Annotated in this window: 12 protein-coding genes; 9 read left to right on the top strand and 3 right to left on the bottom strand. The window is 32.8% G+C overall.

Features of this window, described 5'->3' with window-relative positions; all coding sequences use genetic code 11:
• The first annotated feature begins 26 nt into the window (after positions 1-26).
• Positions 27-443, top strand: coding sequence for a DUF695 domain-containing protein (locus tag MPR_RS13705; protein WP_016648868.1), 417 nt, complete (start codon positions 27-29; stop codon positions 441-443).
• 202 nt (positions 444-645) lie between these two features.
• Entirely contained in the window at positions 646-897 is a 252-nt protein-coding gene (locus MPR_RS13700) for a type B 50S ribosomal protein L31 (RefSeq protein WP_025125308.1), read from the top strand.
• A gap of 148 nt (positions 898-1,045) precedes the next feature.
• Here MPR_RS13700 and MPR_RS13695 read toward each other — a convergent pair whose 3' ends face one another.
• Positions 1,046-1,444, bottom strand: coding sequence for a hypothetical protein (locus MPR_RS13695; protein ID WP_041893458.1), 399 nt, complete (start codon positions 1,442-1,444; stop codon positions 1,046-1,048).
• Positions 1,445-1,603: 159 nt separating this feature from the next.
• On the opposite strand from MPR_RS13695, the gene MPR_RS13690 reads away from it, so the two are divergent.
• Complete coding sequence (locus tag MPR_RS13690) at positions 1,604-2,797, top strand: GlmU family protein (RefSeq protein WP_041893457.1); 1,194 nt, start codon at positions 1,604-1,606, stop codon at positions 2,795-2,797.
• Positions 2,798-2,838: 41 nt separating this feature from the next.
• On the opposite strand, the gene MPR_RS13685 is transcribed toward MPR_RS13690, so the two are convergent.
• Positions 2,839-4,716 (bottom strand): BamA/TamA family outer membrane protein, encoded by a 1,878-nt coding sequence (locus MPR_RS13685; RefSeq protein WP_041893454.1) that lies wholly within the window; start codon positions 4,714-4,716, stop codon positions 2,839-2,841.
• 34 nt (positions 4,717-4,750) lie between these two features.
• On the bottom strand, positions 4,751-5,194 hold the full coding sequence (locus MPR_RS13680; RefSeq protein ID WP_041893452.1) for a DUF4268 domain-containing protein: 444 nt from the start codon (positions 5,192-5,194) through the stop codon (positions 4,751-4,753).
• A 51-nt stretch (positions 5,195-5,245) separates the two neighbouring features.
• Here MPR_RS13680 and MPR_RS13675 point away from each other — a divergent pair, with 51 nt between their 5' ends.
• The 6 genes from MPR_RS13675 to MPR_RS13650 all read left to right on the top strand — a co-directional run bounded on the left by MPR_RS13675 (position 5,246) and on the right by MPR_RS13650 (position 17,037).
• Entirely contained in the window at positions 5,246-5,887 is a 642-nt protein-coding gene (locus tag MPR_RS13675) for an NUDIX hydrolase (RefSeq protein ID WP_041893449.1), read from the top strand.
• A 159-nt stretch (positions 5,888-6,046) separates the two neighbouring features.
• A complete protein-coding gene (locus tag MPR_RS13670; RefSeq protein WP_041893447.1) occupies positions 6,047-6,874 on the top strand; it encodes a lysophospholipid acyltransferase family protein in 828 nt (275 codons plus the stop codon).
• A gap of 112 nt (positions 6,875-6,986) precedes the next feature.
• Positions 6,987-9,359, top strand: coding sequence for a tetratricopeptide repeat protein (locus MPR_RS13665; RefSeq protein ID WP_235280454.1), 2,373 nt, complete (start codon positions 6,987-6,989; stop codon positions 9,357-9,359).
• A gap of 860 nt (positions 9,360-10,219) precedes the next feature.
• The gene (locus tag MPR_RS13660; RefSeq protein WP_041893442.1) at positions 10,220-11,188 is read left to right on the top strand and encodes an AraC family transcriptional regulator; all 969 of its coding nucleotides are present in this window, start codon (positions 10,220-10,222) and stop codon (positions 11,186-11,188) included.
• A gap of 9 nt (positions 11,189-11,197) precedes the next feature.
• Positions 11,198-12,334, top strand: coding sequence for a helix-turn-helix transcriptional regulator (locus tag MPR_RS13655; RefSeq protein ID WP_041893439.1), 1,137 nt, complete (start codon positions 11,198-11,200; stop codon positions 12,332-12,334).
• Positions 12,335-12,879: 545 nt separating this feature from the next.
• A complete protein-coding gene (locus MPR_RS13650) occupies positions 12,880-17,037 on the top strand; it encodes a DUF7507 domain-containing protein (protein WP_074761222.1) in 4,158 nt (1,385 codons plus the stop codon).
• Positions 17,038-17,052: the final 15 nt, after the last annotated feature.

Below are 17,052 nucleotides of genomic sequence, written 5' to 3'. Positions count from 1 at the left end.
TATTTAGTTTCAAAATAAAAAGAGTTATGAGCGATCAAAGTATGAGTATTCGTGTTTTAGAGGTAGGCGGCTTTAAAGCTACTGGAGTGATTAATATGTCTTATGCTAACTTTAGTGATAAGGATAAGTATCCTTATGCATTTGTTATAGAATTATCACTTGTAGAGACAGAGCGTGAGTACCCTACATGGGAAGAAAACGAACGATTAGAAGAGATAGAGAATAATATCATAGATATCTTAAGAAGAACTCAGTCAGATATACATTATGTAGGTAAAATGACGCGTAGAGGTGTAAGAGATATCTTTTGTTATTTAGCGAGTGATGATATAGATGGAGAGGCTATAGGAGCATATTGTGATACTATAGAAGATACTATAGATATACATATAGAGGTAGAAGAGGATAAGGATTGGGAGATAGTGTCTAAGCTTATTAGTTGATAACGAATAGGATATTATAAGTGATTGATAAAATCAGTAAATAAAGTAAAATAGTTATTTGATTTTTCAAATTATATTGTACATTTGCAATCTGAAATAAAATACATAAGTATAACTAAAAAGTTATCAGAAGTTTACACCTTTCTTGAAAATAGAAAGCTTCGAAATGGAAGGTAGCTCACAATTTAAAATAGAATTTATCATGAGAAAAGGTATTCACCCAGAAAATTACAGATTAGTAGCATTTAAAGATATGTCAAATGATGACGTATTCATCACAAAATCAACAGTAGAGACTAAAGAAACAATCGAAGTTGACGGAGTAGAATACCCAGTGTACAAAATGGAGATCTCTCGTACATCTCACCCATTCTACACAGGTAAATCTAAACTTATCGATACTGCAGGACGTATTGACAAATTCAAAAACAAATATGCTAAATTTGGTAAATAATTTTAGCTTATCATATACAAAAGCCTCTCAATCACTTGAGAGGCTTTTTTTATGTGCTTTAGTGAAGTAGAGAATATATTAGAATCCGATATATGTTTTTAAAGGATTTCCATGTTTATCACATAATAGGGTGATGCAATGTTCAGTATTAATAAATAGTCTTAGGCACAAATATAATGTGAATATCATAAGGAGTATCATAATAACCAAGGGCAATATCTACTGCGCCTAATTCATTAATAACTCGTTCAAGAGTTAATTCTTCATTACCCCATTCTTGTCTTATTTCTTCTAAAAGAAGCGATGCGATGAACTGTTTCCATAGTTGATCATAGTGATTTTTATTGTCTAGTATTGCTTTAATTAATACGGGAGTTTCTTCAGTTAACGCTCTTATAGCTAGATCTACATGGACAGTATACTCCATTATCCATTCATCAGTTTCTTCTGTGATCCATTCTTCTTCTTTATTATAAGAGTCGTGATATCCTGTACCATCTCCATTGAGTGTGTAGTCTTTTAGATATTGGACTAGGTTATTCTCCATATAATTTTTTATTTTAAAGATAAAGGATTTATTTTGAAGTAGATAGGTTGAGGAGGAGATTCGTTATGGTTGAATAGAGTATTATTTAATTGATAGTTATCACTGTTTTTTACTGTAGATTCGTTAACTTTAAACCTTTAAAATCTTGAATTATATACTATGAACTATATCTTATTTGATGGAGACGTAAGAACAGCCTTATTGCCGTTTACGTTTACTAGACCAGTAGCAGATATTCGTGTAGGGATATTGACTATCCGCGAAAAATGGGAGAATTACTTGCGTTATACAACTACAACTCTGACAGAGGAATATTTATCTACTAAGTATCCAATGATAGAGGTGGAGAATAATGTGATGATTAATGCGGCTTATCTACCTAATCAAGAGGTAGCTGATTTAATCAAGGAATTACAACCTATGCAGGCTGTTATCTATAATGAAGATATAGTGGCGTTCTATACACAAGACTCTCAAGAAGAAGTGAACTTCGATGACTATGAGTTATTGGTATGTGAGAGTGAATTGATGAAGATAGAGCATAAATGGGATATATTCGAGAAGAACGACGCTGCTATTCGTGCAGATTTTGCTTTAATTACAGAGGATAGAATATCAGAAGACATTCCGGAGAGTGTAAATGTAATCGCTCCAGAGAATGTATTTATAGAAGAAGGAGCTAAGTTAGAATTTGTGACTTTAAACGCTTCTACAGGACCTATTTATATCGGTAAGAATGCTGAGATCATGGAAGGTTCGGTTATTAGAGGGCCTTTTGCGTTATGTGAAGAAGCACAGGTGAAATTAGCAACTAAGATTTATGGAGCTACTACTGTAGGTCCTCACTGTAGAGTAGGTGGAGAAGTAAGTAACTCTGTGATGTTTGGATATTCTAATAAAGGGCATGACGGATTTTTAGGTAATTCTGTATTAGGAGAGTGGTGTAATCTAGGTGCAGATACAAATAACTCTAATCTAAAGAATAACTATAGTCCTGTGAAATTATGGAGCTATGAAACCCAATCGTATGAAAATACAGGTTTACAGTTCTGTGGTTTAATGATGGGAGATCACAGTAAGAGTGGTATTAATACCATGTTCAATACAGGAACTGTAGTGGGTGTGGGATGTAGTATCTTCGGAGGAGGATTTCCTAAGACATTTTTACCAAGTTTTACTTGGGGAGGAGGAGAGTCTTCTGAAACGTATAAAGTAGAGAAAGCTTTAGAAACGATGAAAATAGTGATGGCTAGACGACATGTAGAATTAACTCCTGTAGATGAGGAAATCATGCATAATGTAGCAGCAGAAACAGAGATTTATAGATTTCAACAATATCTAAAGAATAGATAAAAATAATCCCCAAAGTAGTCTAACTGCTTTGGGGATTTTTATTAATAATACGATACCGTACGTGGTCTATCGTAGTTAAAGTCTGGTAGATTCATATTGTACTGTCTAGAGTTAGCTCTGATGACGCTAGACCCTGAATCAGGCATAGTAGGGTAGAAAACTAGAGAGAGTGCTACTTTACTAAAAACTAGATAATCATTATAAGCAACAAGTCCGATGCTGAATCTAGAATAGAATTTAGAATCAAATAAGTTTTCACTTTTATTCGTAATAAAGGCGCCTTCAAAACTGAAATAAGGGTTAAAGCGGAATCCTTTCCACTCATAAGGAGCGTAAGATTGCCACTGGTAAGCGAAGGCTAGACGTTTTGATCCTGTTACTTTCTGGGCACGTATTCCCTGGATTACATTATCCAATCTAAGTTCATCTCCGATGTGATCATAACGATTATATCCATAGATAAACTGAGGAGTAAAGAAGTGTCTAAAACGCCAGTTTCCCATCATAAATAGCTTGGTAAAATAGGTTCCTTCTAATCGTAAAGCCCCTTGTTCTGAATTACTGCCATAGAAGTAACTTCCCCACTCAATATTGCCAGAGAAATAACCAAATCTAGTATATCCCCCCATAGCTAGTTTAGCTCCATAGTAGGCTCTTCGCTTGCCGTACTGATCTCTCATACCACCTGTCAATGCGAATACTTTACCAACTTGAACGTCCTCAATAATATTGTAATTAAAAATGTACTGATCTTGTACATAGTTAATAGAACTTAAACTGACAGAGGCTAAATAGGTACTCTGATCTCTATAGAATCCGTATGGATCATATTGTTCTTGTGGGCTTTCTATATAGTTTTGTTTTATATATCGCAGAGAGGTTCTAAGGTTTGTAATAACAGGTTTGTCCTTATAGCTTTTAAACAAGGGGATAGAATATCCTCCCCAAGTGTCTACTGTATTGTATTTGCGAGATTCGTAACTATAATTGTTATTAATATCAGGTAGAGAATCTCTTCTAAAGTTTTGAGAGAGCGTTACTCCTCCTGCCCACTTAGTATAAGGAGAGTAGAAAGGTCTGTCTACTACAATGCCTTTTACATAGTCTCCCCAAACTTGTTTATTATATAACAGATTAGCTCTTATGAAGGTATTCTGAATATTGTTTACAGTATAATCAAAGTACACCCCTTGCTTTCTCTCTTTATATCTATTAGTATATTGTAGAATCACGTCATGTCCTAAACCTGCAAAGTTTCTGTCTCGTAGTTTGATCCTATAAGAGGAGGTAGAGATAGAACCTGTTGGATATATACTCCAAGAGTCTAACTCTCTTATAAGCACATCTACAGAATCTGGGTGTGAGGTAGGGATAGGATACATCGTTACTTTTCTAACGAAGCTCTGAGTACGCAAAAGACGCTCACTCTCTTTTATCTTTAAGGAATCAAAACGATCTCCTTCTTTAAAAATCAAGAAGTTCTTTATGGTGAAGTTCTTACTTTTAAAATGGAGTTTATTTCCTATTTCTTCTACTTTGTTTTTTGGTTTCTTTAAAGAATCCGTGTCAGAGAATCCGAAAGGATCTAATGTCTTGATATAGATATTGCGTATAACTTTTCCTTCACCTAATTCTAGATGTTGGTTTGTTTTTATTTCGGGAGCATTTGCTATAAGTTTCTTATTATTCTTATAAACGAGTTTGTTGAAAAAACGTCCTACTTTTGTCTTCTTACTTTTTTGTTCTAAGTTTTTGAAGATTCGAGTAGTGTCTCTTTCTACTAGAGTAGGTGCTTCATGTTCAGAGTAATGCACCTTAACATAAGACAGAGAATCTTTCTGATAAGGTTGTTTTTCTTGTGCATTACTAGCTGTAAAGCATAGTATAAATAAGATAATAAAAAAGCTTAGATAACGCATTCTTGTTTAGAAACTTAGATATATAACGCTAAAATTACGTGTTTATTTCTAAATCTCTTATATAATCTTCGTGTTCGTAGAAAAATAATTCAAAAAGATTCATTTTATCATTAAAGAAATCATAGATCTCATTCCAAGTCTTTCTGTTATTGATACAAACATTAGGTTGTTCTATCCAAATACGGCTGATCAACTTACCGTTTTCTAGATAGAAGTTTCTTTCAAAAATAGCGTCAGGAAGATATTCTTCAAGTAAGATTGTTTTTAGAGATTCAATCTTTTCGAAATAGATTTTTCTTTTTTCTTCGTCTTTGTGTTCTATGTCTAATAAAACTTGTGCTTTTTTGTTATCAGCGTAGAATTTAAAAGAGAAATCTTTAATCTTAGTATTGTGTAATAACCATTTGCGAGGATATTCATCTGCAAAAGTTATCCAGAATTCTTTTTTTATTCGTTGTGCTTCTTCTTTGCTAAACATAGATAATAAAATTGTAATTTTAGTAGTTGTAATTTATACGTGTACAAAAATATGACTTTTGATTCTCTTTTACATAGAATACCTGAAATTAAAAGTGTTAATCTACTCGGAGTAGAAGCACAGCAAATTATGGTGCCTGAAGAAAGGCGCCCTTACTTAGCTGTAGATGATTTTATTAAGAAGGATCCGAGATACTCTGCTGTGATGATGCTTTTATACCCTAAAGGAGAGGATACATCTATCTTATTAATCGAAAGAGCTAGTTGTGGTGGGGTACATTCAGGACAAATAGGATTCCCAGGAGGGAAGTATGAGGAAGAAGACTTGTCATTAGAGAGGACCGCGCTAAGAGAAACGGATGAAGAAATAGGAGTGTCTCCTAGTAAAATACAAGTGCTAAAAGCATTTACGAGGGTGTATATTCCTCCTAGTAATTTTATCGTACAACCTTATTTAGGTGTAATAGACCATGCTCCTAAAATGACATTAAGTGTAGATGAGGTGGCTAGTGTGATAGAGATGCCACTTAAGACCCTGTTAGACGACAGCATTGTCAAAGAAGTAGGGCTGCAGACTAGTTATGCTAAGTTTATAGATGTGCCTGCGTATGTATATAATGATTTTACAATTTGGGGAGCTACGGCAATGATGTTAAGTGAGTTAAAGGAGACAATTAAGCAGATATATAAGTAGGTTATAGAAAAATATTGATTCTTTATCTATTCTGTTTTTCAGTATATTAGTGTTTATTTAATACTATTTAGTATTTAGAAGTATGACTTATTTCATTTAATTAACAAAGTAGAGGAGTAAAAGTTGTAATTTTGCAGTTCGAACCAATGTGTGTGAATTATGGGATTGTTTAAAAGAAATCCATTTGGTCATATTTTATTTTTAAAGAAGTGGATAATTAGAGTTTTTGGATTTGCAACGCATCAGCGTTTCCGTGGCTTTAATAGTTTACAAATAGAGGGGTCTGAAGTACTTAGACAATTGCCAGATAGGCATGTACTGTTTATTTCTAATCACCAAACTTACTTTGCGGATGTGGTAGCGATGTACCATGTATTTAATGCAAGTCTTAAAGGACGTGAGGATTCTATTAAGAATATATTCTATATCTGGAAACCAAAGTTAAATCTGTATTATGTAGCTGCGTCTGAAACAATGAAGGCTGGATGGCTACCGCGTATATTAGCTTATGTAGGAGCTGTGACGGTAGATAGAACTTGGAGAAGTCAAGGAAAAGAGTTAGAAGAAAAGAGAGAAGTAAATCAAGATCAGGTAGAGAATATTAAAGTAGCTCTAGATGATGGATGGGTAATCACTTTCCCTCAGGGAACGACTAAGTCTTTTAAACCTATTAGAAAAGGAACGGCTCATATCATTAAGAATTATAAGCCTATCGTAGTGCCTATTGTTATCGATGGATTTAGAAGATCTTTTGATAAAAAGGGATTACATCTAAAGAAAAAAGGTATTCTACAGTCTATGGTGATTAAGGAGCCTTTAGACATCGACTACGAGAATGATACTATAGAGCAAATCGTAGAAAAGGTAGAGATGGCGATAGAGCAACATCCTTCTTTCTTGAAAGTGATTCCAGAAGAATTTATAGAAGAGGAGAAGGTATTAAATGAAAAAAGAACTTATAAATATTATAAAAAAGACGAACGATAGTTCGTCTTTTTTTGTTTAGGGTTTAGGGTAAAATGTTTAGGTGTCTTTTTAGGGAATTAGTTAATGTATTATCTTTATCGTTTATTTATACAAAAAAGGAAAGATGTGCTTTATGGAGCAAAAAGATAAACGATTAGACGAAATAAAAGAATTATATGATCAGTTGGTGATGGGAGATGATTTGTCTAATGCCAATGAAGATCAGAAAATAGAATTATACCATAAAAATCAAGAACTGTCAGAACAGATATTATCGATCATAGAGGAGATTCTAAGAGAGGATGCTTTAGATAAGGATGCGTTATTCTGGAAGATACGCATCTATAATGGGCCATACTATGACGATGTCTCTGTGATGATGTCTACAGCGCAAGAGATTATAGATAAACTGCCTACTGATAAGAAGTCTGTGTTTAGTGCTTTTGATTGGTTGTCTTGGATCTATGAGACTAAATTAGAGCTTAAAGAGAAAGCAATTGAGGTACTACATGATAAGTTAATCGAAATATCGTTATTAAAAGACGATTATAGTCTACAAGATAAAGAGTTCGGAGAGACTTATTATATGATAGCTTATCTATATCGTGAATTAGAGGACTATGGTACAGCGGTGTCTTTTTATAAATTAGCTTATGATCACTTCCCTGATCATTATTACGCTACTTATCAAGGAGGACGATTATTTTTAGAAAGAGGAGAGTATAATGAGGCCTATGAGCTATTAAACTCTTTCTATATCTTTCATGGAAATGAGTATAGTGTCAATTTCGGAAAAGAAATAGAGGAACTGTATAAAGCTGGGAAATTAGAGGGGTATTGGAATCTAATCTCTTTATTATATCATATAGGTATTGATTATCCTGAGGAGTTTGGGGCGAAGAATACACGTGAATACGGAATGAGGTTCGCTGATATAATAGAGGAAGAGTTAAAAGCTAATCCTAAGAATGAAATAGTACTTCGTATGAAAATACGTTACTACCTCGTGGTAGAGAAGAATTCAAAAAAGGCTTTCGAAACTTTAGGTAAGTATTATTCTGTGGTAAAGGAAGTGACTAGCTCTCTATTTTTTACTTACTATGAATTAGCAGAGAAATTTGGTGTGTCAATAGAGGACTATCCTATTCGATGTGATAGTTTTTATGGGTATAACTTGATGACTCGTTTTTTAGAAAAAGCAGGAGAACTAAAAGGAGAAGATAATGAAAGAGCATTGAAGTATTATGAACAGTCAAAAGAAATAGGAGGATTAGTAATCCCTCAACTTGATGCTTATTTTGATAGAGGAGAAGGCCCAAAGGTGAATAATAATAGTCATGGCTATGCAATGCTGTGTAATAACCTGGGAATAGCGATTAGAAACGTATCTAAATTAAAGGAAGATACTTATGAGACTGATGACTGTAGATATGCTTTAACCCTTCATCGCAAAGGGTATGAGTTGTCTCCATTTATAGAGAACTTAGACAATGGATTGTTTTTAGCAGAGACATTAGGAGAGTTTAATGAAGTGTCTTATTTCTGTAAGGAGTTACTGACTTATCACGATGAGTTTAGCAGTGATTGGATGTCTGCACAAGGGCGTATTTTAAAGAATTATATTAACGCTGATCAATATGAGGAAGCAGAGTCATTTTATTACAGTTTAAAAGAGCGATTTGAACAAAAGGGAATAGAGGATGAGGACAGTGTATCAGAGATGATTTATATGGCAGCAGATTTCTTTACTTATGTGAGATATAAGAAGCATGATTTTCATAAAACTATTGCGTTAACGGAAGAGTTCTTTAGTAACATCATGTATTTTGATTTAGTAGATGAGGTTGCGAAGGCAAATTATTGGTTTAGTCTTGCCTGGTCATATCACGGTTTAAATGATAGGGATAATGCAAGTAAGTATTTTGATATGATGGTAGATGCTTTTGATGGGCATAGTCGTTTTCAGAGTACTGTAGATGAAATTCCAGAAGAATATAAGTTGCCAAGTGTAGAACGTGAGGCTGTTAATAGATTGTGGCATTTGGCACAGGTAAAAGTTAATATAACTCAGGACTACTCATTAATGGATCATACAGCTAATATTAAGTATCTGACAGATATCGTTGATTATGTACAACAAGGACAGAGTACAGCTGCTGAATATTGGGTAAATGAGGAATATCACTTAAAAGTATGTCCGAGAAACTTGAGAGAAAAAGCGAAAGAGGTTATTTATGATACTTCATTAGATTTTTATTTTAAGGAAGGGAATTATACGATACGATTTAATATCGATGAGCGAGAAGAGAAGGTTACAAAGTTATTGGGATTGATTTCTAAAAAGGTTTGGACAAAAGAAGTCTATACGTACTATTACTTCTATGAAGAAGGAGAAGATACTTCTAATGATTATGAGGTCTATGGAGGAGGAAAACATCCAGAGTTAGATGTTATTGCTCAACAATTATGGAATACATGGGTAGAGAAGATTAAAACAGTAAAATAAGGAAGGTACCTAGTAAGGTACTAAATAAGTTAAAACGACGTATCAGTACGATGTTCTAATAAAATGAAACATGAACAGTCATGTATAGTTAATATAGCTATATATGGCTGTTTTTTTGTTTCAATAAATGTGATGAAATCGTTTAAATAGAAACATAAATGAGGTGTTTTTTAAATAATTTGTTTTTTATGACTATTGTGTTTTTTACTTATTTTTAGTTGTTTTTGTGATTTATAGTTTGTTTTTTAGGTTAAATAGTTGTTTGTAATGGTGGTTATTGTTGTTTGTGTGTAAGGTGTAGTGTGACTATATGCGAAATATTCTTGTTCTATGTTTTTATATATGTGACTTTTTAGATGTCTTGTTGTCTTATTTACAGAAGTTAACCATTCGTTTTTGTGTAAAGTATACTTATAGGGTATATAATATATCTAAAAAAGAAAGTATGATATATGTCATATAACAAAAATAGGAGCTTGAATTACCTAATAATCGGATTTTGCGATAATATATTTAGTAATATTTACAAAATAAGGGTAATTTAGTTTATTATTTTCTTTACTTAAACATGAATGGTAAATAAAGTTTAATAATTTATTGTGTAATGGTTGTTTTTTGTTCGTCATTTTAAGTTTATATATATGATTTTCACAAAACTGATCTTGCATTGTTAAAAAATGTTTTTAAGTAAGAAATAAGTAATAAATTTGCACTGCTTTAGAGAAAAATATGAATATGCGAATATTTGTATTTAAGTCCCCACTTATCTAGGCATGTACCACATATTGTATCAATATGTGGCGTATGATCTTGTGCGTTGAGGGCAGCTTCCAAAGCATTGCATTAACACCACCAAACGCATGAAATTTTTGAGTAATCCTTATAACGCAAAAAGTGATAAAGCTATCTTCGAAACGATAGTGCAGCTAACTATTGTATTAGTGGCTTTGCAGTTTTTATTATCGCTAATCAATATTAATATCACGTTTGGATACTTCATCCTACCTATCATATACGTTATGATAAAATATGACCGTACAGAGGTCAATATCTTTAATAAATTACAATTGCATTTTATAGGTACTCTAGGTGTACTGTTATTAGCTTTTAGTGAAATGACAATGCTATATGAGATTGTTAACCTACTTTTCTTGACAGGATATCTATTTGCTATTTGTAAAAATATAAACTCAGTACACGCAAAGAACTTAAGTTATAAAGCATTTAATTTTATTAGCTTTTTTAGTTTTTATGCTGTTGCTGGTACTGTAATTTGTTTCTTTTATTTCTTAATGGATTTATTTGATAAGAGCTATGGAGTGACGAGTTCTTTCTTATTTGGCGGAATAGATTTCTTTGCGATTTTATTTTCAACGCTTACTTTGATTGTTAGCCGTTCAGAAGAAACTGTTGATAATGAAACTAAGGAGGTAACAAATAAGATTATAGAAACTCCTGTGTTGAATGTTGTTGTTACTGATGTATTAGAGACAGAAATGAGTGGTCAAGTAGAGAGTATTATTCAATACTTCGAAAACTCAGAAGAATATCTGGATACTAACTTCTCTTTAGATCATTTAGCTAAAGAAGTTGAGATGAGTAAACATCAAGTGTCAGAAGTTATCAATCACGATATGAATACTAGTTTCTATCAGTTGTTAGCAAAGTATAGAATAAACCATGCGAAATTTTTAATAGAAAAGAAACAGAATTTGACTATTGAGGCGATAGTAGATGAGTGCGGATTCAGTAGTAAGTCAACTTTTAATAAATATTTTAAATATTTCGTTGGTCAGACACCATCAGGTTATAGAAGTTTGGTAGCGTAAAGATAAGTTATGGAAGAATATTTATACATACTTATTTTATCGGCAGCAATCGTTTTTGCATGTATATCTTACTTTATCAACAATAGACTGGTTAGTCAAAGAAGTTCTCAAAGAGTTTTAAATTGGTTTTTATTATTCTTGATTATTCATTGTACCGTTACTATTCTAGTAAGGTTCTTTTTTGAAGAAGAAACCTTTGTCTATTTAGGAATGCCATTTGGGGTATTTTATGCTCCGTATTTCTATTGTTGTTTTAAAACATTTGTAGGAGAAGTTAAAGGAAATGATGATAAAACAAAAAGTGTAAGCGTTTTTATTAAAGAGAATTATATACACTTTTTACCTGGAGTTCTTTTTTTTATTGGATATATCATTACTTTATTTAATTTGGGAAGTGTTGATGTGGAGTTTTTGATTTACTACTATTTAATTAATTATGTAGTATTAGGAAGTCAATTAATTCTTTATGCCATTTTTGGTTATCTAGCAGTCAGCAAATTAAATATGTCAAGTCATGTACGCTTATTGGTGTTACGTGTTATTTGGATTATGGTCTTTGTAGGTATTGTATCAATAGGATTAGTATTGTATAATGCGATTCCTAACAACGATGGTAATGTATTGTATCTAGGAGTACTTTGTTTAGCAATGACTATTTTTTTCTATTATGTAGAAAGATTAAAAAGCGATGAGGTTTTTATTAGTTATGGAGAAGGTGAGAGAACTACTGAGGTGGTTGATGTAGAGTTAAGCAAGTATGAGAAATCAAAGTTTGCAAATGAATTTGTAGGAGAGTACAAAGAAAAAATAGAAAAAGTAATTCTAAAAGAGCAGTTATTCTTAAAAACAAATTGTTCATTGGATTTAGTAGAGAAATTAACACGTATACAGAAACACCATCTGTCACAGTTCTTCTCTACAGAATATGGTAAGAATTTTAATACTTACATCAATGAATTGCGAGTAGAATATGCTAAAGAAACCTTGAAAGCTAGAGAGTATAACGTATCTGTTAGTGAATTAGGAGAAGAATGTGGATTTAATTCACGTACCTCTTTTTTTAGAGCTTTTAAGAAATATGTAGGAGTTTCTCCTTCAGAATATATAGAGAATCAACAAGTCAGAACGACAAACAACAATAATTAATTACCTCGATTTTACATAGCCAGTGTAGAATCAATCGCTACAAAAAAGTCACAACGTTTCGCCAATGTTGTGACTTTTTTTTTGTTTTAAGCAGATCTGTTTTGTTCTCTAGAATGATATTTTACTTTCTATTTTGTGCGTTAAGAGTGTTGAAATACTGCCAAGATATCATAAAAATATCAGTGGTATCTGTTTTCTTTTTTGGTAAATATGAGAGGGTACTCTAGTTGTAAGATTTACTTTTTTTATTGCAGTATTTGTGATTCAAAAAACGATTTTTGCTGTTTCAAAAGTGTGTTTTTGAGACTGTTTTTTATTTCTTTCAGGTGTTTGCCCTTTTTTTAATGAGAAATACTTATTGATTTTGTAAGTATCTGTTAGCGTGGTGTTAATGGTTTTTTGTTTCATGTTTCATTTTGTTGGTACGTCTTTCGAGCTAATGTTTTGGAACATTTTATCTCTCCTTTTAAGAGAAATTTGTAGCATAAATAATGCGCGTATAGAATTAAGGTGTATGCGTGTAAAATGATGCTAATAAAACTATTATGAATAGAAAACTACTTATTAAAGTATTGATGCTTTTAGTATTCTTCCTAGGGATGGGAAGTAGTACCTATGCTCAGTTTTTAATTAATGAGAATTTTAGAGGGAAAACCACTGATGTTAAAAATAACATTGTTACTGGTGGTTCACCTACAAAAGCTTATCTAACAGCGGCAGGGACTAATGGAGATAGTGAAGGAGAAGGATGGATAAGGTTAAACAATGATGGTACTAATCAAAAAGGATTTTTCTTTGTTGATCAATCTTTCCCTTCTGATAAAGGTGTTTTTGTTGATTTTGAATACAAGACATGGAGAAGTAAAAAAGAAGGAAGCAGTGGATATACTGATGGTGATGGTATTGGTGTTTTTTTGTTTGATGGAAGTGTAAATGAAAAAAACTTTGCTCTAGGAGGTTATGGAGGTTCTTTAGGGTATGCACCTATGGGAAGTACAAAGGGACTTAATGGAGGTTATATTGGTTTAGGAATCGATGAATATGGAAATTATTCAAGTACTGCTGATGGAAAAGATGGTAATAGACCAAATAGAGAACGTCAATTTCAACATCGCTTAGCATTAAGAGGAAAGACTATTGGAAATGTTGCAAGTAATAAAAGTAATTTATTATTGTATTCAGAGGCATTAGTATCTGGAACACATGGAGCTGATAAGGTAGGTTATACAACTGTTACTAAAATTCGTCCAAATGACGATAGTTTCTATAGAAGAGTTCAAATTGAAATTAATCCAATAAAAGATGGGAAAAATAAGATTACTGGATCTCAAATTATAGTTCGTTGGGCAGTTAAAAAAGGAGGTGCATTCTATGAAGTAATGAATGAAACATATAATGAAGTACCTCCTCCTAATTTAAAAATAGGATTTGCTGCTTCTACAGGTGGAGCAATTAACTTCCATGAGGTACGTGATTTGTTTGCAACTACTCCAGGTGGTGTGATGATAGAGAAGGTAGCAGATAAATCTCTTGTTAATGTAGGTGATGAATTAACTTATACAATTAATTTAAAAGGGCAAAATGTTGATGCTTTGCCATTTAAATTTACTGATGATTTTACTGCAATAAGTGAGTTTTATGAAGTAACATCAATTACTTATGAAACTTATGGAAATGCAGGAAATAAAGTTACATTACCAGCAAATGCTAAGAATTTAAAAGATATAGCTGTTACTTTAGGTAGATTAGGGACAATATCTTTTACTATCAAGGGTAAAGTAAAGAAAGCTCCTAATAATGCAGTGTTAAGAAATACAGCTACTATTAGCAAAACTTCTTTACCTGCTGATATTCAAAAATTAGTTAGTGATGAACAGTTGACATCGAGTATTTCTACACAAATAATAGATCCTGATTTCTGTGGGTGCCCAGAAGGCGCGATAAGTTTACAAAATTCAGGTACAGCTCAAACTTTAAAATCGGGAAAAGTATATTGTGTGAATGGAGAAGTATCTATTGTTGGAGGTTTAACTGTTGAACAAGGAGCTGCATTGTACGTGCAGTCAGGCGCAAAGTTAAAAGTTAAAGGTACATATACTCAACAAGGAGGAGTAGTTAGTATTTGTCCAAAAGGAGGGTTTGAATTAGATGGTTCTGCAATGGTTGGATTTGGAGGTACTGGAGATTCACGTATCATTTTAAAAAATAATGCATATTTTACTATAACTGGATCATTTACCCAATATGAACCAACTAATGGAAAAGTATCTGTTGAATTGAATGATACATCTGTAGTAGAAATATGTGCAACTTTTGATCAGCATGCTAAAACATATCCTATTGTAAAATATACGGGTACAAGCTTACACAATGCTTACTTTATAGTAAAAGCACAAGCTAGTGGAGGAGGAACAAGTGTTTTAACTAATTCAGATAATGTAAATGTAATTGCTATGAATACAGTTACTAATTTGAATATAGGTAGTAACAATTATTGTGGACCTAATGCTACTCAAGCTAATTGTAAGATGTGGCCAAATGGTTTAACTGACCAGGTGGTTGGAGTTAAATGTAATCAAGCAGAAGGTATTACTGACAGAACAGAACCTGTAGGACCAGACTTTTGTGATTACCCAGGAGATAAGTTTATTTCAGGTTACCACTCAACAATAATTAAAACAGCGACAGGATTCCAAATATTTGGTGAACAAACTATGCCGAAAGGCGGTACAGGAGATCACTTCTTAGTGCCAACAGATATTACGTTTGCTAATGGGTTTAATTATGAAGGTAGTCCTTTAATGGCTACAATAGGTTCTCAGTATTATAGTAATAATCAGAACTTCTTATTAACTACGAAAGGATTATATGTTTGGGGAACAAGAGGTAGTAGTGCTAAATATGCTGTGATTCATCCTGATTTAGTTATAAGTAATGCTTTTCAAAAGATAGAATTACCTCCAGGAGTTTCTCCTAAGGATGTAAAGTATATGACTGCATCTAATAATGTGTTAGCTATTTTATTGAATAATGGTCAGGTGAAAATTAGTGGTACAAAGGCTACACTATATGGTGATGGTAATTCTGCTATTAATAAAGAGTGGCATACAGTAAGTACAGCGGGTAATACACCATTGCAAAATGTAGAAATGATGAAAATGCATGCTACAGGAGGATTTGCTTATACTAAAGATGGTAAATATTATGCATGGGGAACTACTGTGTTTAATGGTACAAAACGCATTAAAAATACAAATTATAGTTATGCAGAAGTGGTAAAAGCACCTTTTGCTACAAAACCTGTGATGATTGGAATAACAGGTATTGGTGAGGATGATTATGTAAGTTATTTTGCTCTTTCTGAAGAAGGTAAGATTTATTCAATTGGAAGTAATACAAGAGGGCAACTTGGCGTAGGTAATACGACAGAGCAATTAACTTGGCAAACAGTAAAAAAAGAGGACAAAACAGAATTAACAGATATTAAATACTTAAGTGCACAAGATAACTCAAGTTATGAAGCTGCGGCTGGAGCTATTAATAAGTATGGACGTGTTTATTTCTGGGGCGCTAATGGATACAATATGTTAGGGCAATCAGGTGGAGATTTACATTCAGCAAAAGAGCCTCAAGGATTAAATGATAATAGAGTAGTTTATGTAGAGGTTGGTGGACATACAAGTATGATTGTAAATGACAAGAATAAATATTGTTATGTAGGGCATAAGATATATGGTAGTATGGGAGATGGTATTGCTGCTGATTCAAGTGTGCATACTTTCGATTGTGAGAATACTCCTAATGTTGTTGATATGTGTGGTGTTATTGAGATTATACCGGAACCAGGATTAGTGATTGAGAAAACAGGTACTTATTCTGATGCAAATGGAGATGGAAAAGTAACTGTAGGAGACGTAATCAATTATACTTTTAAAGTAATAAATACCGGAAATACTGGATTAAAGAATATTACGATTACAGATGATAAAATTGAAATTGATGGTGGACCAATAAACTTACCACAAAATGCAGTAGATACAGAAACATTTAAAGGGACTTATAAAATTGAACAAATAGATATCGAAAGAGGAGGTGTATTGAATATTGCAACTGGTAATGGAGAAGGAGAAAAAGGTGGTAAGGTTACAACTACAACAGTAGATCCTAATCCAAACAAACCAAAACCAACTGATCCAAACTATCCAGTAGATCCAAGATATCCAGAGAAAGATGATAAGTATAAAAACTGTGAAACTTGTACAGTAACTATCTTAGAACAACAACCTTCTATCACATTAGTAAAAGTAGGAGTAGTAGATGAGGATGCAGATACAACAGAAGGGAATGGAGTAATCAATTATACGTTTACAATCACAAATACAGGTAACGTATCCTTGACTTTAAAAGATTTTAAAGATTCTAAGATACCAAACTTTACTCCAGTATTCACTGAAGGGCAAGGAACAGAGAGTTTAAAAGTAGGGGATACTTGGACAGCAACTGCTACTTATACGATTACAGACACAGATGTAGATGCTGAGAAAGTAGAGAATAGAGCAGAAGTAACAGGAACTGCTCCAAAAGGAAAAACAACAACAGCGGAGTCAAAAGATGATAAAGGGTTAGATAAACCAACAATCACTCCAGTAGAAGGTGGTGGACCATTAATTACGAATCCACACATTTATCACAAAGTACAATAATTAAGGCGTTAAAGA

Origin of the sequence: Myroides profundi (assembly GCF_000833025.1) — a bacterium.
Lineage (GTDB): Bacteria > Bacteroidota > Bacteroidia > Flavobacteriales > Flavobacteriaceae > Flavobacterium > Flavobacterium profundi_A.
This window is presented reverse-complemented; position numbering and strand designations above follow the sequence as displayed.